The sequence below is a fragment of the Bacillus badius NBRC 15713 genome (assembly GCF_001591605.1).
GTDB lineage: Bacteria > Bacillota > Bacilli > Bacillales > Domibacillaceae > Pseudobacillus > Pseudobacillus badius.
The window spans coordinates 42114-66310 of sequence record NZ_BCVF01000021.1; the positions used below are offsets into that span (position 1 = coordinate 42114).

Below are 24197 nucleotides of genomic sequence, written 5' to 3' on the forward strand. Positions count from 1 at the left end.
AAAAGCATCCCGGCAAGACCGGGATGCTTACAATACCTTACTTAAAAAAGCTTTTGTGCGCTCGTGCTGCGGATTAGAAAACAGCTCGACCGGCTCATTTTCTTCAACAATGTACCCGTTGTCCATAAAAATAACGCGATCGCCGACTTCCCTTGCAAAGCCCATCTCATGCGTCACTACAATCATCGTCATTCCGTCTTTAGCTAGCTGCTTCATCACTTCCAGCACCTCGCCAACCATTTCCGGATCGAGGGCTGATGTTGGTTCGTCGAATAACATGACTTTCGGCTCCATTGCCAAGGCCCGTGCGATGGCTACTCTCTGCTTTTGGCCTCCCGATAACGAATCAGGATAAGCTTTTGCCTTATCAGCCAGCCCCACCTTTTTTAAAAGAGCAAGCGCTTTTTCTTCGGCTTCAGCCCTCTTCATTCCTTTTACATGGACAGGAGCAAGTGTCACATTGTCCAGAATCGTTTTGTGCGGAAATAAGTTAAAATGCTGGAAGACCATGCCGACATCTTTGCGAATGTCGTTAATATTTGTTTTCTTATCGGTCAAGTCTTTGCCGGTTACATACACATGGCCTCCAGTCACAGACTCCAGCAAATTGAGACAGCGGATAAAAGTCGATTTTCCGGAACCAGATGGTCCGATGACAACAACGACTTCCTGCGGCTTGACATCAAGCGAAATATCCTTGAGGACCTCGTTATCACCGAACGACTTTTTAAGGTTTTTGGTGGAGATCATTGTGTATTCATTCTCCTTTCAATGTAATTCATTAAATAAGTCAGTGACAACGTTAGAATAAGATAAATAATTGCAACAGTAATATACGGTTCCCATACTCGGATATACTCACCTTGAGCAGCACGTCCCCAATACATTAGTTCTGGAGCGGCAATGATGGCAGCAAGCGATGAATCTTTTAATAAAACGATAAATTCATTGCCAAGCGGCGGAATCATTCGCTTAACTGCTTGCGGCAGGATGACGAGCTTCATCGCCTGCACATGGCTCATGCCAAGTGAACGGGCGGCTTCCATCTGTCCTTTGTCAATCGATTGAATTCCAGCCCGGAAAATTTCTGCAATATAAGCGGAAGCATTTAAAGAAAGCGCAATAATAGCGGATACGATTGGATTTGACGGCGACATGAACAGCGGAACCAGCCCGAAATGAATTAATAAAATCTGCACGAGCAGCGGCGTTCCCCTGAAAAAGTTCACATACCAGACAAAGGGCAGCTTCACCAGCTTGTTCGTGGACATCTTTCCTAAGCCGATCAGCAGCCCAAGAATAAGGCCGATCAAAATGCCTGCCAGTGAAAGCCCTAGCGTCAAAAGCGTTCCTTGAAGAAAAAATGGCATATATTCTGCGATGATATCTGGGCGAAAGTTCAATTTATTCTCTCCTTTCTGGGACAAAAACGACTGTCCTGAGGCTAAAGCCTGCAGCGGACAGCCGCCTTTCATTCCTTATTTTTTAGCTGCTTCTTTTAATGAATCCAAATCTGGCTCTTTTCCAAACCACTTCTTGTAAATCTCTGCGTACTTGCCATTGTCATATAGTTCATTCAGCGCCTGGTCAAAGTCTTTCTTATATTCGCTGCCTTTCGGGAAGACAATGCCGTAATACTCCGGCTTAAACTCTTTGTCATCGCCCACTGTTTTAATGCCGCTTTTTGGATTGTTCTTTACATATTCGAGAGCAACAGCAATGTCTGTTACTGCTGTTTCAACGTCACCGCTTTGCAGCGCTTGGAACATAAGTGCAGCTGTTTCATATTTAGAGATAGATGAAGAATTCTTCCCGACTACTCCCTCTGCAGCAAATTGTCCGGTTGTTCCGTTTTGAACACCGATTTTCTTGCCCTTCAAATCTTGGGCGCTTTGAATGTTCGCTCCTTCTTTAAAAGCGATCATGCTTGTTGATTCAAAGTAAGGCACAGAGAAATCATAAGATTTTTTCCGCTTATCATTGATTGTCACACCGGCCATGCCAATATCGAGCTGCTTGCTTTGCAATCCAGCGAACATCGCATCCCATCCGGTGTTTTCAATGTTTACTGTATAGCCGGCTTCCTCTGCGGCCGCATTTAAAAGATCGACGTCAAAGCCGCTTACCTTGCCTTTATCCATGAATTCAAATGGGGCAAAAGTAGCTTCCGTGCCGACCTGCAGCACCTTTTTATCCTCTGCTTTTTCTTTGCCGGCTGACTCCTCTTGTCCCCCGCCGCATGCCGCTAATAGAAGAGCGCATCCAGCTGCTACGGACAAAAAAGATTTTTTAATAGACAGATTCATGTTGTTGACCCCCTGATTGATTTTTTTGCTCTATTATTCTCTCGTTATCTAGTAAAATAATAGCGTTTGCAAAGATAATTTTCAATCTATTTTTATACTTTTATTCATTCTGTTAATTATATTAACACATTTAAACTTATTTTCATTCATTTTTTTAAGTGAGATAATGGTAATAAAAACCTATCAATACTAGAGTTTCCATGCATTTCCACCACCACATCTCATTTTGCATAATCATACATTAATATACATAATTTTCAGCATAATCTAACTATTATTCGCCTTTTGAAGTGCTTGTCCTGCCTTTCCGCCTCTGCCAAACATCCTGTTAATCTCAAAGATAAATCAACAAAAAAGCTGACAAAAGGTCCAGCCTTTTGTCAGCTTTAAAGGGTTGGCTACAAATCCTTCCCCGTCTTATTTTAAAGCCTAAATCCGATCGTAAACGTTAGCCAAGTTTGATTGGAAAGTGCTTGCTTATAAACTGTTTGACTTGTTCCGCTGTTTCCATTTGCAGCATCTGATCCATACTTTGGCCGATTTCTTTTTTTGACAGCTGAGAAATAAGTTTTCTCGCCGGCAAAACAGCAGAGGCATTCATGCTGAACTCATCCAATCCCATTCCAAGCAAAACGGGAATAGCAGCTTCCATTCCAGCCATTTCCCCGCACATGGCTGCCCGCTTTCCTTCTTTATGAGCTGCGTCAATCACTGTTTTCAGTAAACGGAGAACCGCTGGATGAAAGGGCTCATACAAATAAGCGACCTGCTTATTCATCCGGTCTGCTGCTAATGTGTATTGAATCAAATCATTGGTGCCGATGGAAAAGAAATCAATTTCCTTTGCGAATACATCTGCCATCACAGCAGATGAAGGAACTTCAATCATCATACCGACTTCGATTTTGTCAGCAACTGCAATCCCTGCTTTCACCAAGTTCTCTTTTTCCTCCAGCAGCAGCTGCTTCGCCTGCCGCAGCTCTTGAAGAGCAGCAATCATCGGAAAAGTGATTTTTAAATTTCCGCAGGTGCTTGCCCGGAGAAGCGCACGCAGCTGGGTACGAAATAAATCTGGTCTTTTCAAGCACAGACGAATAGCCCGAAATCCCAGAAACGGATTTGCTTCTTTCGGGAGATTTAAATACGGCAGCTGTTTGTCTCCGCCAATATCCAATGTTCGGATAACAACCGGCTTTCCTTTCATCCGTTCAAGAACATTTTTATAGGCAGCGAACTGCTCGTCCTCCGTCGGCAGCTGCCGGCGGCCCATATAAAGAAATTCCGTGCGAAATAGCCCGATTCCTTCTCCCCCATTTTGGAGAACATTATCCGCATCTGAAGGCGCACTGATATTGGCAACCAGCCGAACTGCACAGCCATCTGCAGAAACTGTCGGCAGCTGAGCAAACTTAGCAAGCCCGGCTTGATATTCTTCATAAGCAGCTTTTTTCTTCTCATACTTTTTCACGACAGCCTGTTCAGGATTCATAATAACGATTCCCTCCTGGCCATCTATGATAAGAAGTGTGCCATCCCCGATCCTATCCAGCGACGTCTGTGTGCCGGCTACCGCCGGAATTTCCATAGAGCGTGCCATAATGGCTGAATGTGAAGTAAACCCGCCTCCGTTTGTAATAATTCCTTTGACAAACTTCCGGTTCAACTGGGCGGTATTAGACGGGGTTAAATCCTCTGCTACAATAATGACTTCTTCACGGATGACGCTTAAATCAGGGACCTGGACTCCCAGCAAATGTCCAAGCACCCGTTTGGCTACATCCCGTACATCTGCTGAACGCTCTCTCATATATTCATTATCCAAAGATTCCAGTGCAGAAATAAATGTATCTGCTGCTTCTTTCAAGGCAAATTCAGCACTCATTCCTTGATGGAGAATGTTGTCTTTTACCCTGTCCATTAATTCCGGATCCTGTAAAACGAGCAAGTGAGCAGCAAAAACAGCGGCTTGGTCTTCTCCGAGCTCCCTCGCCGCTTGCTCCTTCACCTTTTCCAGATCTCGCCTCGATTTCTCTACGGCGCACTCAAAGCGCCGGACTTCCGCTTCTTTATCGGCCGGTGTTCTCCTTGCTACAGCCAGATCCGGCTCCTTTAAACGAAAGGCTCTGGCAATGGCAATTCCCGCAGATACACCGTGCCCTGTTAACCATCCGCTCATTTAGCCAGCTTTTCTTTTTTTAATACTTCGGTGATGGTTTGAATGGCTTCTGCTTCATCTTCCCCGGATGCCGAGATATTAATTTCCGCACCTTCCGGAATGCCGAGAGACATCACTCCCAGGATAGACTTCAAGTTGACCTTTTTCCCTTTAAACTCAAGATTGACATCCGCGGAAAATTTACTAACAGTCTGTACCAAAATGCTTGCCGGACGAGCATGGATTCCTGCTTCATCTATAATCGTAAACGATCTTTCCATCATTCCATCAATCTCCTTTCACCTGTTATGTACATTAAATCATATCACTTTTTTTTACTTTGCCAAAACAATTAATGCCTGCCTGGCAGCCGAAATAATGCCAAGTGGCAGCAAACCGGTCCGGCACCCTTCACTCTTTCTCTGGATGTTCGGCAGTAATAACTGTTGACATCGTTCTTTTTACCCGTCCCGGAGCTGGCTCATTCTGAATCAGCTTCATCATTTCCTGCCCCATCGTCCTGATAAAGCTCTGAAACTCTTCGTCTGTTGCATAAAATACAGCCTGCCGGTAACCAGCGCCATCCTTTAGGAAATCAACCGATTCTTGGCTCACATAGCTTTCAAAATCAGCCAGTACGATCGCCATGAATTTGGTAAAGTAGCTGATGTGCTCTTCCTTGCTTAAATTTAAAAACTCCTCTGATGCCGCCTGCCCTGATATCTCTGGAAGCGCATATACCTTCTCTACTGTGCCCCGAACTTGGTTTTCTTCCACAATCATAATCAGCTCTGCCTCCAGCAATTTTTTCAAATGCCTGTAAAGAGAAGCCTGCGGCACATCCGAAAGCTTTTCGCTCATTTGCTGAACCGTCAGCTTCCGTCCGCTAATGAGCGTCTGCACAATCTTCATGCGGACTGGGTGGAGCAGCACCTCTCCTTTTGATTCCTTCACTATTCTTCACTCCTTTCTCCGGTGAAACGTACGTTTAACCGCTGAATAATGTACAGCGATACTAAGGCAAAAGCGGCGATCCATAAGCTTTGAATGACGCCCGCCTGATACAGCGCCGCAAAAAAAATCAATCAAGCCGTGCAAGGCAATCGCCTATAAAACATATTTAAATGTGCCGCTTTTCACGCCAAACAGCACCATCACAGAAAACATAATTTGCATAACCATGGCTCCGGCACGCTCAAGTCCGGCAAAAGCCCGTTTCCATTATCTGCGTTTTCAACTGGCTGATTTGCTTCGGCGGCAGTACGCTCAGATTGGTTTCAAAGGTGCCGTTATCGATCATCATTGCATAGATAAATGCAGTGACTGCTCTAAATGCACCGACTAATACAGCCTCAACCCCTCCATGGCCGATACCAAGTGACACGCCATCGCCAAACTGCCGGCTGCGCTTTAATAATAACAAAAAAATGAGATAACGGCCTAATTCCTCAAATAGAGCAGCAGCAAGCCCGCCGTATAGGGCATAGAAAAGAGGATGATCCGTCATTTTCAATGAAGGGCCTGCCGGATCAATCATAAAGGCATGCAGCGCCCCCTCCAGCACTTGTGCAAACAAGATAAACACGGCAGCTCCCGTCCAAAATGCCTTCCAAGAAAAAACCCCCTTTCTCCGGCAATCTATAATTAAAACAACCGGCAGCAGAAGGGAGATACAAAACTGAAAGCCGATTCCCGCCAGCGAAGCAGAGGCAATCATATTCTTCACTATTTTTATTATCATTTTTAATAATGATAATAAAAATAGTATATGTAAAAGTCAAGCACCCACTGCCAAGCGTGCCATCTTATCGGGGACGACTGGCGCAGCTAGATCATTTAAAAGGCTCTCCGCGGAGAGCCTCCTTTAGTTACAATGATCTCCCGTACACGGCTGATCCGCAAAATCGATTTGAATGGTCGTATGCTCAATATGAAATTCATCATGCAGCTTTTTCTGAATGCTTGTAAGCAGTTGTTTCCCTTCTGTTTCCGGACGAATAACTACGTGACAGCTTAATGCCGGAAAATCAGATGTAATGGCCCACACATGCAAATCATGCACATCCTCTACACCAGGCATGCCAAGCAATGCTTCTTTCACTTTTGAAACACTGATATTCTCCGGTGCCCCCTCCATTAATATATGAAAAGAAGCCTTTGTCACCCGAATGCCGCTGATAATAATTAACACAGCAACGATGACGCTCGCAATCGGATCAGCCAAATTCCATTCGAAGAACAGAATCATAAGCGCGGCAGCAATCGCACCTACTGAGCCAAGCAAATCACCAAGCACATGCAGAAAAGCACTCCGCACGTTTAGATTTTCCTCTTTGTCTCCTTTCATTAAAATATAGGCAGCGGCAATATTAACAAGCAAGCCAATGACCGATACCGTCAGCATCCCCATGCTCATGACTTCAGGAGGAGCCATAATCCGCCTGTAAGCTTCAACAAAGATGTAAATAGAAATCACAAGCAGGGTCAAACCGTTAATAAAAGCGGCTAAAATCTCAAATCGCTTATAACCAAATGTTTTTGAAAGCGTGGCTTCCTTCTCCCCGAATTTTAAAGCAAAATAACTGAGACCAAGCGCAGCCGCATCGCTTAACATATGTCCCGCGTCAGACAGCAGGGCCAGACTGTTTGTAATTATTCCCCCAACTACTTCGACAATCATATACGTCGCGATAAGAATAAACGACAGCTTGAGTGCCTGTTTGTTGCTTGAATGATGATGATGCCCGTGGCTGTGGCCATGGCTATGTGAGTGTCCCATTATCTCCTCTCCTTTATATGAATATATGCTCATATATTTATATTATTTCAGACACCGTTCTTTTGTTCAACCCTTTTTCAAAAATATTCTAACACTGTTATAAAAAGCATTTTGCTTTTGCACCTCCCGCTGGCTGCTCTCCCCGTATGATTCCGGATGTAAAGCGCTTTTTTGGGAACAATAGTGGTCAAAAAGGAGAGTGATTTGTTTGAAAGAAGAAGATCAGCAAACTTCAGAAGGTTTAAACCAGCTATTGGACATCATTAACGCAAAAGGTGACGAAGGTGAATTAAAACGAATCGTCAACAAGGGACACGAAGACAGCTTCGTATGCAGCGATGAATTGTTTTATAAAGATTTGCGGGCTATTGCAGATGATACCGCGCGTGATGATCAGTAAGAACAGGGGCGGACACCAAAAAGCTGTCCGGCCCTGTTCTTATTTCACAAAAAAGCTGGCTCCATCCCGCACTTTTATCCCCTCCTCGCTTTGTACGCCCTGCATTAAGGCAAATAAAGCATCATCCTTTCGCTTAGCTTCAATCATTATATCTATTTGGGAAACACTTCCCTTCACCGCTCTCAGAAAGACCAGCAGCTCTTCTGGGTCAATAAAATCTGCATGTGATTTAAATGCCGTTTCAGACTTCGGACTGGATATATGCATTTTCATCGGAACATTGGCATTCGCCCATGTTTGGACCGCTCTTGGCCAATCGGCTTCCCAGCTTGCTCCTTCTTCATGGTTTGCGCGGTGATGATGATAATCGAAAACTAGAGGAATGCCTATTTTTTCACAAAGATACAAAGTATCTTTTAAAGTGAAAGTGGTGTCATCGTTTTCGAGCATGATCATTCGCTGCAATGCTGGCGGAATAAGCCCCCAATTATGGATAAATTGTTCTAGCGCCTGCTCTTTATCTTTATAGCCGCCTCCTACATGAAGAACGCAGCGATGCTCAGGACTGATTCCCATTCCTTTCAATAGCTTCCTATGAAGGATGAGCGTCTTTAACGCCATTTGAAAAACGGCGGTGTTGCTTGTATTTAAAACGACAAAATGCTCCGGGTGAAAGTCGATACGCATAGCCGGCTGCTCTGCCAAATAGGCGCGGATAGCAGCCAGCGGTTCTTGTAACGGGGTCATGAAATCCCAATCCGGCAACTCCGGATGATTAGCCAACGGGATTAATTTCGAGCTTAGCCGAAAAAACTGGATATCATGGGCGGCATTGTGGCGGAGGAGGCGCAAGCAGTTTCCTACATTCGCAGCCGCAATTCTTTCCAGTTTTCTGATGGCCGCTTCTCGATCCTTGATTTTCATAAATTGCGCATAAGTCATGGTTTGAGAAGGTGAACCATTTTTTATATTCATGCTCATGGCAGCGTAGCCCAGGCGAACCAATGTCATCTTCCCCACCTCGTTACTGATTATTTTTTCTTCGCTTTTTCGTAAGCTGAGCTGAATAGCGCATTTTTATACTTTAAATCCTTTTCTTTGGGGAACATACTAATATGGTGAGGTGAAAATCATGTATAAATTATTAACACACAATGACTTGGACGGCGTCGGCTGCGGTATTCTCGCTAAGCTCGCTTTTGGCAAGCAAGTCCAGGTCCGCTATAACTCCGTAGCCGGCCTTGATTATGAAGTGGCATGGTTTTTAGAAAATCAAGACAAGAAAACCGCTTTATTCATTACCGATCTGTCTGTCAATAAGGACAATCAAGAAAAGCTCAACGCTTTTCATCAGGACGGAGGGAAGGTGAAGCTGATTGACCATCATAAAACAGCGCTTCATTTTAATGAATACGAATGGGGCCATGTCGTCATTGAAGATGAGGATGGAAAGTTGACTTCTGCCACTTCATTGCTTTACGGCTATTTGCTGCAGCACGAACTCATTGAACCGTCCAATGCACTCGCTGAATTCGTCGAGCTCGTCCGGCAGTATGATACATGGGAATGGGAAAAAAATGATAACCAGGAAGCCCGCCGGCTGAATGCCCTCTTTTTCCTCGTATCAATAGAAGAGTTTGAAGACAGAATGATCAGCCGCCTCCGCTATCACCAGCATTTCTTTTTCGACGAGCTGGAAGAGAAGATATTGGATATGGAAGATGACAAAATCGCCCGGTATATTCACCGGAAGCGGCGCGAATTGGTACAGGCCGACATTGGCGAACATATGGCTGGAGTCGTTTATGCTGAGTCCTATCATTCGGAGCTGGGGAATGAACTTGGAAAAGAAAACCCCCATCTCGACTACATTGCTATTTTAAATATTGGCGGAAAACGGCTCGGCTTTCGTACCATTCATGATCATATCGATGTATCAGAGGTTGCTGCCCGTTATGGCGGCGGCGGTCATGCCAAAGCGGCCGGCGCTTCTATGACGGAAGAGGCTTACACACAGTTTGTCACCGATACCTTTCATCTGCTGCCGCTGCGGGAGGACGCTCGCAGAAACCGCTATAATGTGAAAGAATCATCGTTTGGCTCTCTTTATGAAAGCAGGCCAGGAGAGACCTTTCTCCTCTATGAGACAGCTGAAAACAACTGGGCCATCAAACGCAATGGCGCCATTTTGCCGGAAACATTTCCAAGCTTTCAAACAGGAGAAAATTTCCTGAAACGAACGTTTGAAGCATCTCTTGCCAGAGACGATGTGTTTGTTCATTATTTGCAGAAACTGGCGCAAAAGGAACACTAAATCTTTTTGCAGAAAAAATGGCGGAATTACCGAAAGAACTCTAGCTTTTCCTGTCATTTATGGTACGCTTTAAATGAAGAATAGGAGCGATTGCAAATGATAAAAATTGAACTGCCACAACCAGATCTTACTATTGTGAAAAAGAATACCGAAGGAGATAGAAGCGAAGCCGCTATAGCCAGGGAATATGGCTTTATTGACTATCATAAGATTGCCCGTGACAAGGGCGGCATTTATATGTACTACGATGCACAGGATGAATTAATGTTCGTTGGCAAAGCGCGCAAATTGAGAATGCGGGTCCGCAAAAGCTTTGAAGACGCTGCTTCTCCAATCAAGCTGCATCGCGATGATGTTTACAAGATTGAGGTCTGTTATGTGGAAGATCCGATGGAACGGGAAATTTACGAAACATATATCATTAACACACTCAAATCCAAGTACAATATCGACAAAGCCTTCTTCAGATAAAACGCTGCACATGAAAAAAGGCGGGCAAATTCGATTTTTATCCAGTTTGTCTGCAGCTTAAAGCAAGCACAGTATCCCGTGCTTGCTTTTTTCATTCATTGAATTAATAACCAGCCGGTACAATCCCTGAGTCTGTTTGATAGCCGGCAAGAGGATAAGCCGGAATATCTCCCCAGCGGTCAGGGTTAACCTGGGCGATCTTTCCGGACGAAATGCCTTCAAGCAATGCTTTCAGCCCAAGATAATTTTGCTTCGTTAAATAACCGTTTGATTTTTGCCCAAGACCGCCTTCTCTCGTATTTCCTTTTGTTTCAAAGAAAATAGCCGGATTGCTGTGGTGCGTTGGATTGAGATTGTTATAATTCAAGCCTAGCATCATCGCCGAAACGACTCCGCCCTTAATGTCAATTTCATATCTTTTATCGCCATCTCCCACTTGATAACGGTCAATGTGCGTGTAGCCGTACTGTTTTAATGCATCATACACATATACTTGCATTTGGCGGGTCACGTCGTTGTAATCTTTAACGTTAGGCAGCGTCGGACCATCCGGGGCGAGTGACACACCGAGTGACATAGACGTCGATTCATTGGTGCCGTATACAGTCTTAAAGCCTTGATGGTGAAGGTCAACCGCATAATCTGGTTTTACGTCAGCCCAATACTTATAAAAAGCCAGCGATTCCTTCGCTTTAAATCCAGCCGTTGCCCAGTCGCGGTTTAAATCAACTGTTAACGGCTTGCCGCTGTCGTTCCGCTTAGGCTCTCCATTGTCATACAGCATAGTTGTCCTCGTATTCATCATACTGCCATCCGGGTTGTACATAGGAACGGCATAGATTGTCAGATTGTTGAGCATAGCCTTGATATCCTTGCCGCCGCTGCTGCCAAAGGTTTTCAGCAAATCCAGCACCGCGCGTGTCGTTAATTTCTCATCCCCATGAATTTGTGCCTGTATCCATACCTTGACCGGCCCCGTTCCCACTTTGGCCGCATAAAAGCTTCTTCCCTGCTCACTTTTTCCATATTCATCTAGTGTGAATACCTCTACTTTTCCTTGGCTTGTCTGCTCAATGTCTTTGAGCGCTTTAATCATATCCTCATATGTAACCAAACTGCTTAGATTCATCTCTCCATTAGTCGAAGGACCTCCAGGTACAGTTCCAGCCGCTGCAGCAGATGAAACTCCCGCCGAAAACAATAAAGTACACCCTAGGATCAGTGAAACCGCTTTTCTCAAAACATTCCCCTCCAATCATTTTTTGGACATGCTTTCATTATATTTGATAGAATATTCTAATAAATCAGCCAAATAGCCGATTTCTCCTGATTTTTTCTTTTCCAAATATAGATCTAAAGCTTCACAAAGGAGACAATAAATTGTTTTTCGACAGTTTTTATGCTAAATTTCCTTTTGTTTGGCGAACAGTGTCGGGAAGTTGTTCTCTCCTTTTCTTGCCTTGCTTTACAGCTTCTGTTATCTTTAAAGAGAATTATTTTTGTTCGAAGAAAAAAGATAAACGAAAGTCTTTTTGTCTAATGGATTTGAGCAAGGATAGTACTACACGTGCGAACTGCACACGAGGAGGATATATACAAATGGAACAAGGTAAAGTGAAATGGTTTAACGCAGAAAAAGGGTTTGGATTCATCGAGCGTGAAGGCGGAGACGATGTATTCGTTCACTTCTCAGCTATCCAAGGCGAAGGCTACAAATCTTTAGACGAAGGACAAACAGTTACTTTCGAAACAGAACAAGGACAACGCGGTCTGCAAGCAACTAACGTTCAAAAAGCATAATTTCATATAGGCTAATGAAAAACGGCCAAAAAAGCAGCTCACTTCAATTTTTATTGGACGTGCAGCTGCTTTTTTATTTTTGCGGCTGGTTAAACAGACCGATGTTATCTATAAAAGCGCCTGTCCAAGTCTGGACAGGCGCTTTTGTTTTTTCCTATTGGGCACTGATTACTCCACATGCAATGCGGGAGCCCGCATCACCAGCCGGCTGGGATTTTCCGTCATCCTCTTTTTCATGGATCACCAGGACAGATCCATCTTCGTCAAGCAAGGAATGAGCTTCCCCGCTATTGAGTGTAACATGCTCTGCAACCATTTCCGCCTTCACTTTGCCATCCTTTCCTACAGTAAGGTTTGGCAAATCGCCGGCATGAGGTCCTTTTTCATGATTCATCCCGTGGCTCGCTTTTCCCGGGTTAAAATGTCCGCCGGCTGATTCAAAGCCGGGTGCGGCACACTTCCCAGTTTCATGAAGATGAAACCCATGTTCACCCGGAGGCAAATCTGACGCTTCTACCTGGATCGATACCCCTTTGTCGGTCTGTTTCAGCTGGGCGATCCCTACCTTTTTCCCCTCGCTGTTTTTCAAGTCAATGGTTTTCGCATCATTATCTTCTCCGTCACCAGCCATCGGAGAATCTGGAGATTCCGGTGCCTGCTTTTCTGTTGAAGTTTCGTTGCTCGGTTCTTTTTCAGGAGCAGCCGAGCCACTTTCAGTAGCGGCCTCATTCTCTTTTTGTTCATCTGCCGCTTTATCTTTTCCGCCGCCACATGCACCAATCACCAATGCGACAGCCAACAGAAAAGCAAAAAGCCCTAATTTTTTCATCATCATCCTCCCTTTCCAAAATTATGTATACACCTTCACTTTAGACAGATAAAAACTGATTTAAACACCTTTCGATCATTTTCCTCCGTTCGTCCTAGCAGAAGAACAAGAAGGATACTCCTTCTAAAACAAAGAAAAAAACAGGTGAAAGAAGGTTATTTCGGCTCTGATAAGGTAAAGTAAAATGAAGGGATGGATGATGAAAGAAACATAGGATTTAACCGAGTTCATCAATCTGACCAAGACTACTCATTATGGGTCTCCCAGGAAGCAAAATAATCCTTCCGGCCTGTCACTCGGAGATGAAAACACGGGAGGGTCTGATAGAGAAGCGTCCGCCCAGATAAAAGACTCGAGAAAATCGCAGCTATACAACAAGGGGGCTCCGAATACACAAAAAAGAACAATGAGCGTTTCATGGCAACCTAAAAAGGTTAAAGGAAAAAGAGAACTGAAAACAAGGAGGATATGATGATGCATCCAGTTATTTTATTTGACGGCGAATGTAATTTTTGTGATTCAAGCGTCCAGTTTATTATAAAGAATGATCCTCAAGGGCTCTTTCACTTTGCCTCTTTGCAAAGCGATACTGGACAAGAGTTGTTAAATAAACACAACGTTCCTTCTGATATAGACAGCATGATATTAATCGAAGGGGACAAAGTGTATTATAAGTCAGCGGCTGCCCTGCGCATTTGCAGGCATTTAAGAGGGGCATGGAAGCTATTATACGCCTTTATTATCGTTCCTCGTCCGATTCGGAATGCGGCATACGATTTTATCGCTAAAAACCGCTATAAGTGGTTCGGAAAAAAAGAAAGCTGTATGCTCCCTTCACCAAGCGTCCGAGCACGGTTTATCTAATGAGAAAAGGACTGATCCTAACAGGTCATGAAACATGACCTTGTTTAGGATCAGTCCTTTTTTCTTCTTCAAAACAGACGGAGAAAAACCAATCCGCTTTCTCCGCCTGTTTTTATTTTAGACACGTATCCGGCAGTCCCTTTATAAGTCTTCACTATTTAAAGTTTGATAAGCGCCAGAACTGATCTGCCATCGTTTCTGACAGCCATTCCAGTCCTTTGCTCTCAGCTTGATGAAGGGGCTGCCATGAAGCCTGGCTGCTATTCTTCATATACACCTCGTGATGAGGAGACTGGTCATGTATGCCGCTAATATCAAAAAACCCGCTTTTGCACAGCAAGATTTTCACTTTATAATCGATTGCCGGCGATGTCACCAATGGATTTCCGACAGAGTGAGCCAACTGAAGAAACAATTTCTCCTTTGTTACATTTTCCTTTTCCAGCTTAATCCCTTCTTCTGAAGCGGTGTCTTCCTTCTTGAACCTTCGCAGCCATCCATAAGCTTTGGTTTGGCCAACATCTTTAACTAAACGAATTGTTGGAATTTCTTCATCATAGTTTATCAAAATGTCTGCTTTTGTCCGGTAGCTCACCGAGTCTGCATCAAAGCCGCGGCCATCTCCTTTAAAATAACGTAAAGGAGAAAAGAAGTTGGGGTTCTTCAGCCATTTATCTTCTAAAAAGGTCATATATCGAATCGTCCACTCTGTTTCCGCTGATGGCGGCGGCTCTGGCTTTAAAACGCTTCTAAGAGAGCCAATTTGTTTAGTTAGGCGAAACCGCTCAAAAGCAGCCTCTTTTTCCGTCGCTCCTTTTTTAAAAAAACCGATGATTCCTGCCGCCGCGAATTTCTCTTCACTCATTCCCTTTTCTGAGAGAAGCAACGGCCGCACCGCATGAATAGAGTAGGTGTATGCTTGATCGGCTCTAACAGAATAGTCAACAAAACGCCCCTCGCGCACCTTTGCTAGCCGTTCTCCGTTCCGGTAGACGGTATATTCTTCTACCCCGTCAATCGGCTCCCACTCCATGCTGATAAGAGACTCTGTAACCACTGTCGTAACGATTAAATCTTGCAATATATTCACAGCACTCTTGTCTTTCGTTGCTGTCGCTGTTTGCACTTTGATCCTCTCCATTACACGCTTATTGGCATCTAATGCTTCCACTGTATATAAATATGTCTTTCCTGCTATGAGCCCTGTATCGGTCGCACTGGAATCCGATCCTGAATAAATCAGTTCCCCCTCTCTATACACATTGTACGTTTCTTCTTTTCCCTTCCAATGAAAGGTGATTTCGTTTTCTTTCTGCTCAATCGATTTGATCATCAAGCTATTAATGCGCGCCAGTCTTTGCTGGCGCCGTCTTTTTAAAGACAGCCAAGCAGCGCCGGCCAAACAGGCTGCGGCTATCGGATAACGGTACAGCACACTAATCACCTCGTTTTCAGCAATGAAAATACCTTCTCGTTATACCCTGAATATGTATTTTTCACACCTAAGGAAACAAGCTTGGCTTTTGGAACAGAAAGTGATCTGTTTATCTTTTATCTATAAAAAGCAACAAAAAAAAGCCATCCCAAAAGGTCCTGAAACATGACTTTTTGGGATGGCCCCTCTTTCTTCTCTAAAACAGGCTGACCTTCATTCCAATCAACGGAAAAAAATCAATCCTTCTCTTCTTCACACGGTCATTTCATTAAGGCTTTAACTGAATCCGCTGCAGCCTTAGGGCATTTAATACGACAGATACCGAGCTGAATGCCATCGCAGCCCCGGCTACCCACGGAGCAAGCAGACCAAGGGCAGCTATTGGAATACCAAGCGTATTATAGCCAAACGCCCAAAATAAGTTCTGTTTAATGTTGCGGATCGTCATTTTACTCATATAAATCGCGTCCGCGATGCTATTGAGATCGCCTCGGATCAACGTAATATCAGCCGCTTCCATCGCTACATCGGTCCCGGTCCCAATCGCCATGCCGATGTCCGCCACAGCCAGGGCAGGCGCATCATTAATGCCGTCCCCTACCATCGCTACTTTTCTGCCGGCCTGCTGGAGCTTTTTCACTTCCTCCGCTTTTCCTTCAGGCAGCACTTCAGCAATGACGCGCTCAATGCCCACTTGCGCGGCAATGGCTTGCGCGGTCTGCTGATTATCTCCCGTCATCATGACAACATCAAGACCCATCTCTTTCAAGCGGGCGATGGCATTCTTGGATGTATCCTTCACAGTATCTGCAACGGCTACAATTCCGGCAAATTGCCGGTCCATTGCCACAAGCATTGCTGTTTTTCCTTGCTTTTCGAGATGTTCCATCTTTGATAAATGCTCGGTAACATCAACGTTTTCTTTCTCCATTAACCGGCGTGTGCCGATGAGCAGCTCCCGCCCGTCAACTTTTGCTTGAATGCCAAAACCGGGCAGAGCTGTAAATTCTTCCGTTGACTTTAATGAAATTCCTTTCTCTTTTACCCCTTCTACAATCGCTTCAGCCAGCGGATGCTCCGAGTTCTTTTCAGCTGTACCGACAAAAGTTAAAAATTCCGCTTCCTGTTGCCCTTTATCCACAATGATATCTGTTAAAACCGGCTTTCCATTCGTCACCGTTCCCGTCTTGTCAAGAATGATTGTATCGAGCTGGTGCGCCGTTTCTAAATGCTCGCCGCCTTTAAATAAAATGCCGTACTCTGCCGCCCGTCCGGACCCGGCCATAATTGACGTCGGTGTGGCAAGGCCGAGTGCGCACGGACACGCGATTACGAGCACAGCAATCAGCTTTTCAAGAGCTGCGGCAAAATCACCGGGAGCCACCGCGAAATACCAAATAAAGAAAGTAACGAGCGCAATTCCCACAACGATCGGCACAAAAATGCCAGAAATCCGATCGGCAAGCCGTTGAATAGGTGCTTTGGAGCCTTGAGCTTCTTCAACGACTTTGATAATTTGGGCAAGCGCTGTTTCCTTCCCGACTTTCAGCGCCCGAATGGTTAGCGCTCCATTTTTGTTGACCGTTGAACCGATGACCACATCACCTTTTGATTTATCAACCGGCACGCTCTCTCCCGTAATCATTGATTCATCAACAGCGGATGTTCCCTCGATGACTTCACCGTCTACCGGTACCTTCTCCCCCGGCTTTACAAAAACAATATCTCCCGAAACAACTTCTTCGATCGGAATCACTTTCTCTGCCCCGTCCTTGATAACAACGGCCGTTTTCGCCTGTAATCCCATCAGCTTCTTGATCGCTTCTGAAGAACGCCCTTTTGCTTTTGCTTCGAATAATTTCCCCAAAATGATTAGAGTAATTAATACCGCACTTGTTTCAAAATAAAGAGAAACCATATGTTCATGTGTCTGAAGGGATTGAATGCTTAAATACAAGCTGTAGAAGTAAGCAGCAGATGTTCCTAAAGCCACAAGAACGTCCATATTGGCGCTTTTATTTCTTAAAGCTTTATAAGCGCCGGCATAAAACTGCCAGCCGATCACAAACTGGACAGGTGTGGCCAAAATAAGCTGAATCCATGGATTAAGAAACAAATCAGGCACCCAAATAAAGGAGGTAAAGGCGAAATGGCCGGCCATGGCCCACAGAAGCGGGAAAGATAAAATAGCCGAAATAATTAACTTCCTCGTCTGGCGCTTAATTTCCGCTTCGCGGTAGTCCTCTGCTCCCTCTTTCTGTTCTTCTTTTTCAATAAGCGTATAGCCGAGTTTCCTGATCGCCTCTTTCATATCAGACATCGTCACTTCATCGGGATTATAAACCACAAGTACCGATTCCAAAGCAAAGTTCACAGTTGCCTGATTCACGCCTTCAAGCTTATTGAGCCGTTTTTCAATACGGGCAGCACAAGCAGCGCACGTCATGCCGGCAATAGCAAATTCCGCTTGTTCATAAACGACTTCATAACCTAAGGCCTCCACTTTTTCCTTAAACTTCTGCTCATTTACCTTTTCTGGGTCATATTTTATTTTTGTTTTTTCCAAAGCAAAATTCACAGCTGCTTCTTCTACTCCATCCAGCTTATTTAATCCCTTCTCAATGCGGGCAGCGCAGGCAGCGCAGGTCATTCCTGCGATTCGCAAATTTGCTTCTTTCAGATCAGCCACTTTTATCACTCCTTTTACCATACCCCTGTATAGTATATTACTATCTAAAAAGAAACGTGCTTCAAATAGCACGGTCCCTTACTGCTCTACATCATATCCTTGCTCTTCGATTTCTTCGGTAATGGCATGAAGGGTTACGAGTTCCGGATTAAATGAAACATCAACCGTACTAGCCTCTAAATGCACCTTAACAGCTTCCACTCCATCCAGCTTTCCAACGTTGCTTTCAATTGCCTGAATACAGTGACCGCAAGACATCCCTTGCACACGCAATGTAACTTGTTCCATTTTTATTCCTCCCAGTTATTCATTTATTTTCTTTATACTACCATACCCCTGTATGGTAGTTCAACAATGATCATTTCCATGCGGCATTTTTTCGAATAATCACTTTTATTTAATTTACATTTCCGGCAGGATATAAACTAGTTTTTCCTGCTGATAAGAAGGTTTTAGGCAGTTTAAGATTTGGAGAAGCGCTCAAACACTTCCATTAATTCCGCAATCGCTTCTTCGCCATTGCCATTTTTAATCGCATCCGAAACACAGTGATTCGTATGGCGACCCAGCATATTCAAGCTGACCTTTTTTAAAGCGGCATTAATCGCTGAAATTTGGACAAGTATATCGACACAGTAGCGGTCACTTTCAATCATTTTTTGAATGCCTCTTACCTGTCCTTCGATCCGCTTTAAACGATTAATTAATTGTTCCTTTTCCATTTCATCTCTATGGGAGACTGTTTTCTCTTCCTCTTTGCTTGCAGTCATTTTTCTGTTCACCTCCATCAATGGATCACCTTCTATGCTTTCTGCCCATTACCTTACGGGGGTATCATATAAATAAATTATAGCATATGGAAACAGAAAGACATAGAAAAAGAGCAAAAAGACTGCCGCGCAAGGCAGTCACGACAGTGATAGAGAGTGAACTCCCCCATGCTTATTTAACAACTCAGCTGTATCAGAAATTCTCTCCACCATCGTATGAAACTCTTGAGTGCTGGCCGATTGCTCCTCTGTTTGGGCAGCGATCTCCTGAATCGACTCATTGATCTGCAAAATTTCATGCTGCGTAATCTCCAGCTGCTTTTGAATGTCTTCAGCAGCTGAATTGCTGTTAGCAGCCATTCTCCGTATTTCGTCGGCTACCACCGCAAATCCTCTCCCATATTCTCCTGATCGAGCCGCCTCTATCGAAGCATTCAGCCCTAAAATATTCGACCGGGAAGCAATCTCTTTTACTTGCTGAATGATTCTCGCCACATTTTTCATATTCTTGTTCATTGTTTCCGATTGCCGCGACAATTCCTGAAGTTTATTCGCAGAAGAATTGGCAATGACAGCGATTTCCTCAGAAAAAGCCGTCATTTGTCCAATTACAGCACTGAGCTTTTCCGCTCCTTTACGGAGATCCTCCATCTTTTGATTGGAAACGACGGCTGCAAAAGCACCGATTACTTGTCCATCCTGCCTGATCGGTGTACAAGTTGAAATATAAGGAATACCCAACATATCCGCCGGTATTTCTTCACGGATTTTTTCACCTGTCTGCAATACCTTATAAGTCGCTGATTTTTTATATTTTGACATGCTTTCGCCGACTTTCAATTTTAAATCGATTTCTTTCCCTGGCAGATAGCCGATGATTTTTTCTTTATCGCTTAAAATCAAACAAGTATCCTCGGGATATGTCTCTTGAATGACCGGTAAGTGATCAGCTATTTCCCTTAATGAATCGAGCATGTTTCTCCCCCCTTGACAATTATCTTAATATTAACACTAATCAAGCAACAATTCTATGAAATTTGTTGCGCGTAAATAGGCCTGTGTTCGTAAAAGGGGGAGATCCTTCTATGGCTGGACCCTCTTTCTGAAGTCAATCACTCATGGACAGCGGAGCTAAATTCCATACTTTTTCCCTTTAAAAAATAATTCCCATACCTTAACGTTCTCATAAAGCCATCCCTTATCCAAAGAATAAAGGAAAATATATCCACCTACTCCATCACTTGTTTTCCCCCGCCGGCTTGGGCGGGGGAAAAACATTAACGCTTTGTATTGCTATGCTTTGCCCGATCCTCAAGCTGTGATTTTGGGCTGGTATCTCCTTTTCCGCCCCCGGCGTACCCTTGAGGGTTCACTCCGCTGAAAGCTTTGTTGCCCCGGTTTCTATTCTTGCTCATGTAACCACCTCCTGTCTTTACTATTTGCCTAAAACAAAAGCTGTAGTATGGAAAAATGTCACATAGCCACTTTATGCTTGTGAAAGTTTTACTTTGATAATCGGAAATAAAAAAGGCCAAACTAAAAGCGGCGGCACATGGCTAAATGGCCGTCAGAGGAGGAATCTTCATGGCTACAAGACACTCGGTTGATGAATGCTTGGAACAATGTCAAAGCGCCATTGATTATGCCCAAGAACAATATAAGGATGCGGCGCGTCAAGAGCATAATAACGCTGGGAATTTTTCCAAATCACAATTGATGCTGGAAGATGCCTATCATGAACTTGATAAGCTGCTGCTCAGTGCTAATGAACAACAACGAGAACAGCTTCACCGAATGAGGCTGCAGCTTCAGCAAATGCAAAACAGCATGATTTTATTAGGTCCTTAACAAACGGCTGGTCCGCACAGCTGCGGGCCGGCTCTTGAGGTGAATTTGCTCATGAATATAAACAAAGTAATCGATCAAGCCAAGAAAACAGCCGGACGGACGGTTGCATATTTAAAAGAAAAAACATTTCAATTAACCGATACACCTGCCGCCTCTGTTGCAGAATTGGCCGCTTTCATTCCTGCCCATCACGATACAAAAAAAGTCACGAAAACCTTTTTGGGAAGAAGCTTTACTTTCTACCAGCTTGAAACGATGGGTGTTTCTTACTATCTAGAAATGAAAGGGCCGTCGATTCTACAGCTGGATGCACGGACAAAAGAACGCAATATTGTTTCTTATCGCTCCTACAGAGATGGGCACAAACAGGATATCCCCATTCGATTCCCTTAACAGCCAAACGTTTTTTCTGCAAAAAAAAAGACCATTGTTATGAAAACGATGGTCTCAAACGGGTTCTGTTGATTTCCATTCCGGGCTGCTTTGCTTTCCGCGGGACGGACGGTGATCCCGCAGGAATCTGCACACCTTTCATTCCAATCAACAGGGTGTAAAAATGAGCTTATTCCGAACCCTTTTTATTGACAAACAGCCCATCATTATAAAAATGATGGGCTGTTTCTTTCATCACTGTACATGAGCAGCTGCTTTCTCATTTCTTCCTTTTTGTTCCGGAATGACTAAATTGAGCAACACTGTTGCCAAGGCACCAACCGTAATTCCAGAGGACAAGATATAATTCGCCCAGTCAGGAACATTCGCCAATACATCCTTTGGCAAGATGGTTACAGCGATGGTTAACAAGATCGGGATGCCAATAACGATCATGCTGCGGTCATCAATAACAATCGGCTGGATGACTTTCATTCCATTGGTCACAATAGCGACGCAGACAATACCAAAAATTCCGTTGATGACAGGCTCAGGAATGCAGGTAATCGCCGTGGATAATTTAGGAATGAGTCCTAAGCAAATAAGAATCAAACCGCTTGCCATAATGACCATTCGGCTGGCTACACCGGTAATCGCCAGCAAACCGGCATTGGATGAATACCCTGTCATCGGTGTGCTGCCCAACAAAGCACCGACCAGACAACCAAGCCCTTCCCCCACAGAGGCGCGGTTTAAGCGCGTCTCATCTAATTCTTTTCCTGTGATAGATGAGACAACAAACCAAGTGCCCGTCGTCTCCATTAGTATAATGAAGTACACAAACACCATAGTGATCACCGCGCTGAGGTCAAATACAGGCTTGCCGAACGGAAATAAAGTCGGCAGTGAAAACCATCCCGCCTCCTTCACCGGAGAAAAATCAACTGTGCCGAAAAAACTTGCCGTAATTGTACCGACGATAATGGCAATAATGACGGACACGAGACGGAAGAAGGTGCCGATGCCATGGGTTTTGCGGCCCAATAACATACAAATGACCAACACCGCAGCTGACACAGCTGCTATAAAAATGTTCTCCCCGATCTTTCCCTCCGCATTGTACACATTATTAAGCCCGATCGGCATTAAAGCAATTCCTACGATAATAATCACCGTGCCGCCTACAAGCGGCGGGATGATCCGTCTCACTGCTTTCGCAAACCATTTCAGCGGGTAACCAAGCAAAGCAATAATGATAGCCCCCGGAATCAAGCTCCCGGCGATGGCTCCCAAGCCCAGTTTTCCGCCGATCGCAGCAATAGCGCCGATTGGCACATAGGATGGCCCTTGCACAACAGGCAGCTTAATGCCTGCTCCTGTTTGGATCAATGTGGCTATACCAGTGGCCAAGAAACACATCTGAATAAAGAAAGAGGTATTTTCTGCACTTAAGGCCAGCAGGCCCGCAATGATAATTGGCGCAATATATAAGTCCATAGCCAGCACATGCTGCAAACCGAGAACAAACGCTTTTCCAGGGCTGACTTTATCGTCTACTCCAATAATAATGTTATTTTCTTCCTTCCCCTTCACTGCAACCCTTCCTTTCGTTCGTTATTTATTTATTTTTAAATGGATTATATATAAAAAAAAATAATTTGTATATAAAAAAAACGAACATTTTTCCGAAAAAATATTATTTTAATTCGTATTTAAGTTGACCTCCTCTCCATCTCTTATTAAAATAAAAGCATGAAATCGATTCGGAGGGATAAAGGATATGGTGCAAGATGACGTATTGAGGCAGGATTGGATTGTAGCCTGCCGTTCAGAGGATGTAGGGGAAAAGCCTATTCAAGTGATGCTGATGGGAGAGCGGCTGGCTATTTTCAGAAATAGCCAGGGAGTACATGCATTTAAAGATTTATGTATTCATCGGGGTGCAGCATTGTCGCTTGGAGAAGTGAAAAATGACTGTCTCGTCTGCCCTTATCATGCATGGGAATACAATGATAAGGGAGAATGCGTGAAGATTCCCCAGCTGCCGGAGGGAAGAGCCATTCCCAAAAAAGCGAAAGCCGTCCATTACGCCTGCATAGAAAAGTACGGCTTTATCTGGATAAACCTAGCAAATAACCATCCGGAATTTTTCCGCTTGGAAGAAATGGAAGGAAACAGCTTCCATAATGTCATTTGGGGACCGCAACAAGTGCAAGCTAAGCCGCCGCGCATTGTGGAAAACTTCCTGGATGTAGGCCATCTTGCTGTCGTGCATCAAGGTTACCTGGGAACAGAATCCCATCGCGAGATTGAAGACTATGCTGTCCACTGGGAAAAGGACCGGGTGTACTCTGATGAAATTGCCATCTTTCAGCCCGATCCTGATGGGTCTGGCATCGCGAAATATGTATATTACACCTATGAAATCGTTCGCCCGTTAACAGTAAAATTCACAAAAAAAGACCGGGAAAATGATACGACTATGACGATTTTGTTAACTGTTCGTCCCGTGGATGAACACACCTCTACCGCTTACGGGATTCTTTCATTCAACTATGAGACCGGGCTGGCGGATGAGCAGCTTATCGAGTTTCAAAATGAAATTTTTTCTCAGGACAAACCGGTTGTTGAAAACCAAAAGCCGGAAGAGCTTCCGCTTGATCTGCAGGTTGAGCTTTCTCTCGTCTGCGATCGGATGAGCATTGCTTATCGACAATACTTGAAAAAGCTCGGCGTCACTTTAGGGACAGCTTAAGCAAGAAAAAAATCGGGCACAGTGCCCGATTTTTTTCTTCATTCTTTATGGCGATGGCTGTTGCTTGCTTTGCACATAATCCAAAAAGTCTCTTGCTTGTTGAAATTCCGTCCGCAGCGGCTCCAGCAGCTTTTCCTCTTCTATCGGCTCTTCACTCGTATCCGTTCCGCTTTGTGCCAATGCTTTTTCATATGTCATCTGGGCAGCAATATATTGGTCGAATTCTTCATCTGTCAGTATTTCTTTGCTGGATTTCTCATTGTTAAGCTGATCAAAATAAGGCTGCAAGGTTTTATGGGCTTCTGTAAGCTCCATTCTTTTTTTCTGCGGCACCAGGTCATAATCAATGTTTCGAAAGCCTCTTCATCACTTCAAGCGTTTTATTTATTTTAAAACAGGTAATCATTATA

27 protein-coding genes are annotated in these 24197 nt (G+C 44.3%); 8 read left to right on the forward strand and 19 right to left on the reverse strand.

The genetic code is table 11. The features are described from left to right. Positions 1 to 27: 27 nt before the first annotated feature. The 8 genes from BBA02S_RS11755 to BBA02S_RS11790 all read right to left on the reverse strand — a co-directional run bounded on the left by BBA02S_RS11755 (position 28) and on the right by BBA02S_RS11790 (position 7240). Complete coding sequence (locus BBA02S_RS11755) at positions 28 to 750, reverse strand: amino acid ABC transporter ATP-binding protein (protein WP_041099534.1); 723 nt, start codon at positions 748 to 750, stop codon at positions 28 to 30. Next, positions 747 to 1403, reverse strand: coding sequence for an amino acid ABC transporter permease (locus tag BBA02S_RS11760; protein WP_041100283.1), 657 nt, complete (start codon positions 1401 to 1403; stop codon positions 747 to 749). Before BBA02S_RS11760 ends, BBA02S_RS11755 begins: the two co-directional genes overlap by 4 nt. A 75-nt stretch (positions 1404 to 1478) precedes the next feature. After that, positions 1479 to 2306: a basic amino acid ABC transporter substrate-binding protein gene (locus tag BBA02S_RS11765; protein ID WP_041099532.1), complete on the reverse strand. Its 828-nt coding sequence runs from the start codon at positions 2304 to 2306 to the stop codon at positions 1479 to 1481. 448 nt (positions 2307 to 2754) lie between these two features. Continuing rightward, entirely contained in the window at positions 2755 to 4482 is a 1728-nt protein-coding gene (ptsP, locus tag BBA02S_RS11770) for a phosphoenolpyruvate--protein phosphotransferase (RefSeq protein ID WP_041113053.1), read from the reverse strand. Then, on the reverse strand, positions 4479 to 4745 hold the full coding sequence (locus tag BBA02S_RS11775; protein ID WP_041099528.1) for a phosphocarrier protein HPr: 267 nt from the start codon (positions 4743 to 4745) through the stop codon (positions 4479 to 4481). The genes ptsP and BBA02S_RS11775 overlap by 4 nt, the downstream gene beginning before the upstream one ends. Positions 4746 to 4872: 127 nt before the next feature. Next, positions 4873 to 5415, reverse strand: coding sequence for a helix-turn-helix domain-containing protein (locus BBA02S_RS11780; RefSeq protein ID WP_041113052.1), 543 nt, complete (start codon positions 5413 to 5415; stop codon positions 4873 to 4875). A 241-nt stretch (positions 5416 to 5656) separates the two neighbouring features. Next, the gene (locus BBA02S_RS11785) at positions 5657 to 6178 is read right to left on the reverse strand and encodes a YhfC family glutamic-type intramembrane protease (protein WP_052475255.1); all 522 of its coding nucleotides are present in this window, start codon (positions 6176 to 6178) and stop codon (positions 5657 to 5659) included. A gap of 147 nt (positions 6179 to 6325) precedes the next feature. Beyond that, a complete protein-coding gene (locus BBA02S_RS11790) occupies positions 6326 to 7240 on the reverse strand; it encodes a cation diffusion facilitator family transporter (protein ID WP_041099524.1) in 915 nt (304 codons plus the stop codon). 199 nt (positions 7241 to 7439) lie between these two features. On the opposite strand from BBA02S_RS11790, the gene BBA02S_RS11795 reads away from it, so the two are divergent. Then, the gene (locus BBA02S_RS11795) at positions 7440 to 7640 is read left to right on the forward strand and encodes a hypothetical protein (RefSeq protein WP_041113051.1); all 201 of its coding nucleotides are present in this window, start codon (positions 7440 to 7442) and stop codon (positions 7638 to 7640) included. 39 nt (positions 7641 to 7679) lie between these two features. Here BBA02S_RS11795 and uvsE read toward each other — a convergent pair whose 3' ends face one another. Beyond that, positions 7680 to 8651, reverse strand: a complete 972-nt coding sequence (gene uvsE / locus BBA02S_RS11800) for a UV DNA damage repair endonuclease UvsE (protein ID WP_041113050.1) — start codon at positions 8649 to 8651, stop codon at positions 7680 to 7682. A gap of 121 nt (positions 8652 to 8772) precedes the next feature. Here uvsE and BBA02S_RS11805 point away from each other — a divergent pair, with 121 nt between their 5' ends. Both BBA02S_RS11805 and BBA02S_RS11810 read left to right on the forward strand, forming a co-directional pair. Next, positions 8773 to 9954 carry a DHH family phosphoesterase gene (locus BBA02S_RS11805; protein WP_041113049.1) on the forward strand — a complete coding sequence of 394 codons (1182 nt, stop codon included), beginning with the start codon at positions 8773 to 8775 and terminating at the stop codon, positions 9952 to 9954. 96 nt (positions 9955 to 10050) lie between these two features. After that, positions 10051 to 10425: a nucleotide excision repair endonuclease gene (locus BBA02S_RS11810; protein WP_041099516.1), complete on the forward strand. Its 375-nt coding sequence runs from the start codon at positions 10051 to 10053 to the stop codon at positions 10423 to 10425. Between the two features lie 103 nt (positions 10426 to 10528). Here BBA02S_RS11810 and BBA02S_RS11815 read toward each other — a convergent pair whose 3' ends face one another. Then, a complete protein-coding gene (locus tag BBA02S_RS11815; RefSeq protein WP_052475253.1) occupies positions 10529 to 11665 on the reverse strand; it encodes a M14 family zinc carboxypeptidase in 1137 nt (378 codons plus the stop codon). Positions 11666 to 12024: 359 nt separating this feature from the next. On the opposite strand from BBA02S_RS11815, the gene BBA02S_RS11820 reads away from it, so the two are divergent. Beyond that, on the forward strand, positions 12025 to 12225 hold the full coding sequence (locus tag BBA02S_RS11820) for a cold-shock protein (RefSeq protein ID WP_041099512.1): 201 nt from the start codon (positions 12025 to 12027) through the stop codon (positions 12223 to 12225). A gap of 154 nt (positions 12226 to 12379) precedes the next feature. Here BBA02S_RS11820 and BBA02S_RS11825 read toward each other — a convergent pair whose 3' ends face one another. Further along, positions 12380 to 13054: a superoxide dismutase family protein gene (locus BBA02S_RS11825; protein ID WP_041113048.1), complete on the reverse strand. Its 675-nt coding sequence runs from the start codon at positions 13052 to 13054 to the stop codon at positions 12380 to 12382. A 474-nt stretch (positions 13055 to 13528) separates the two neighbouring features. Between BBA02S_RS11825 and BBA02S_RS11830 the strand changes: the two genes are divergently transcribed. Then, complete coding sequence (locus BBA02S_RS11830) at positions 13529 to 13918, forward strand: thiol-disulfide oxidoreductase DCC family protein (RefSeq protein ID WP_041113047.1); 390 nt, start codon at positions 13529 to 13531, stop codon at positions 13916 to 13918. Positions 13919 to 14072: 154 nt separating this feature from the next. On the opposite strand, the gene BBA02S_RS11835 is transcribed toward BBA02S_RS11830, so the two are convergent. The 6 genes from BBA02S_RS11835 to BBA02S_RS11860 form a co-directional block, all read right to left on the reverse strand. Continuing rightward, positions 14073 to 15353: a DUF3238 domain-containing protein gene (locus tag BBA02S_RS11835; RefSeq protein ID WP_052477219.1), complete on the reverse strand. Its 1281-nt coding sequence runs from the start codon at positions 15351 to 15353 to the stop codon at positions 14073 to 14075. A gap of 268 nt (positions 15354 to 15621) precedes the next feature. Beyond that, positions 15622 to 18042 (reverse strand): heavy metal translocating P-type ATPase, encoded by a 2421-nt coding sequence (locus tag BBA02S_RS11840; protein ID WP_041113046.1) that lies wholly within the window; start codon positions 18040 to 18042, stop codon positions 15622 to 15624. A gap of 78 nt (positions 18043 to 18120) precedes the next feature. Continuing rightward, complete coding sequence (gene copZ / locus BBA02S_RS11845) at positions 18121 to 18330, reverse strand: copper chaperone CopZ (protein ID WP_041099504.1); 210 nt, start codon at positions 18328 to 18330, stop codon at positions 18121 to 18123. Between the two features lie 173 nt (positions 18331 to 18503). Further along, entirely contained in the window at positions 18504 to 18812 is a 309-nt protein-coding gene (locus tag BBA02S_RS11850) for a metal-sensing transcriptional repressor (RefSeq protein ID WP_041113185.1), read from the reverse strand. A 138-nt stretch (positions 18813 to 18950) separates the two neighbouring features. Further along, on the reverse strand, positions 18951 to 19787 hold the full coding sequence (locus tag BBA02S_RS11855) for a methyl-accepting chemotaxis protein (RefSeq protein ID WP_041113045.1): 837 nt from the start codon (positions 19785 to 19787) through the stop codon (positions 18951 to 18953). Positions 19788 to 20089: 302 nt separating this feature from the next. Beyond that, complete coding sequence (locus BBA02S_RS11860; protein ID WP_041099500.1) at positions 20090 to 20227, reverse strand: spore protein; 138 nt, start codon at positions 20225 to 20227, stop codon at positions 20090 to 20092. A gap of 169 nt (positions 20228 to 20396) precedes the next feature. Here BBA02S_RS11860 and BBA02S_RS11865 point away from each other — a divergent pair, with 169 nt between their 5' ends. After that, positions 20397 to 20660 carry a YtzC family protein gene (locus BBA02S_RS11865; protein WP_041099498.1) on the forward strand — a complete coding sequence of 88 codons (264 nt, stop codon included), beginning with the start codon at positions 20397 to 20399 and terminating at the stop codon, positions 20658 to 20660. A 51-nt stretch (positions 20661 to 20711) separates the two neighbouring features. After that, positions 20712 to 21053, forward strand: a complete 342-nt coding sequence (locus BBA02S_RS11870) for a hypothetical protein (RefSeq protein ID WP_041113044.1) — start codon at positions 20712 to 20714, stop codon at positions 21051 to 21053. Positions 21054 to 21287: 234 nt separating this feature from the next. Here the strand turns inward: BBA02S_RS11870 and BBA02S_RS11875 are convergent, their stop codons facing one another. Then, complete coding sequence (locus BBA02S_RS11875; RefSeq protein WP_041099494.1) at positions 21288 to 22625, reverse strand: uracil-xanthine permease family protein; 1338 nt, start codon at positions 22623 to 22625, stop codon at positions 21288 to 21290. A 187-nt stretch (positions 22626 to 22812) separates the two neighbouring features. Between BBA02S_RS11875 and BBA02S_RS11880 the strand changes: the two genes are divergently transcribed. Continuing rightward, a complete protein-coding gene (locus BBA02S_RS11880; RefSeq protein ID WP_041113043.1) occupies positions 22813 to 23787 on the forward strand; it encodes an aromatic ring-hydroxylating oxygenase subunit alpha in 975 nt (324 codons plus the stop codon). Positions 23788 to 23832: 45 nt separating this feature from the next. Here BBA02S_RS11880 and BBA02S_RS11885 read toward each other — a convergent pair whose 3' ends face one another. Beyond that, positions 23833 to 24135 carry a DUF3600 domain-containing protein gene (locus BBA02S_RS11885; protein WP_255211754.1) on the reverse strand — a complete coding sequence of 101 codons (303 nt, stop codon included), beginning with the start codon at positions 24133 to 24135 and terminating at the stop codon, positions 23833 to 23835. Between the last annotated feature and the right edge of the window lie 62 nt (positions 24136 to 24197).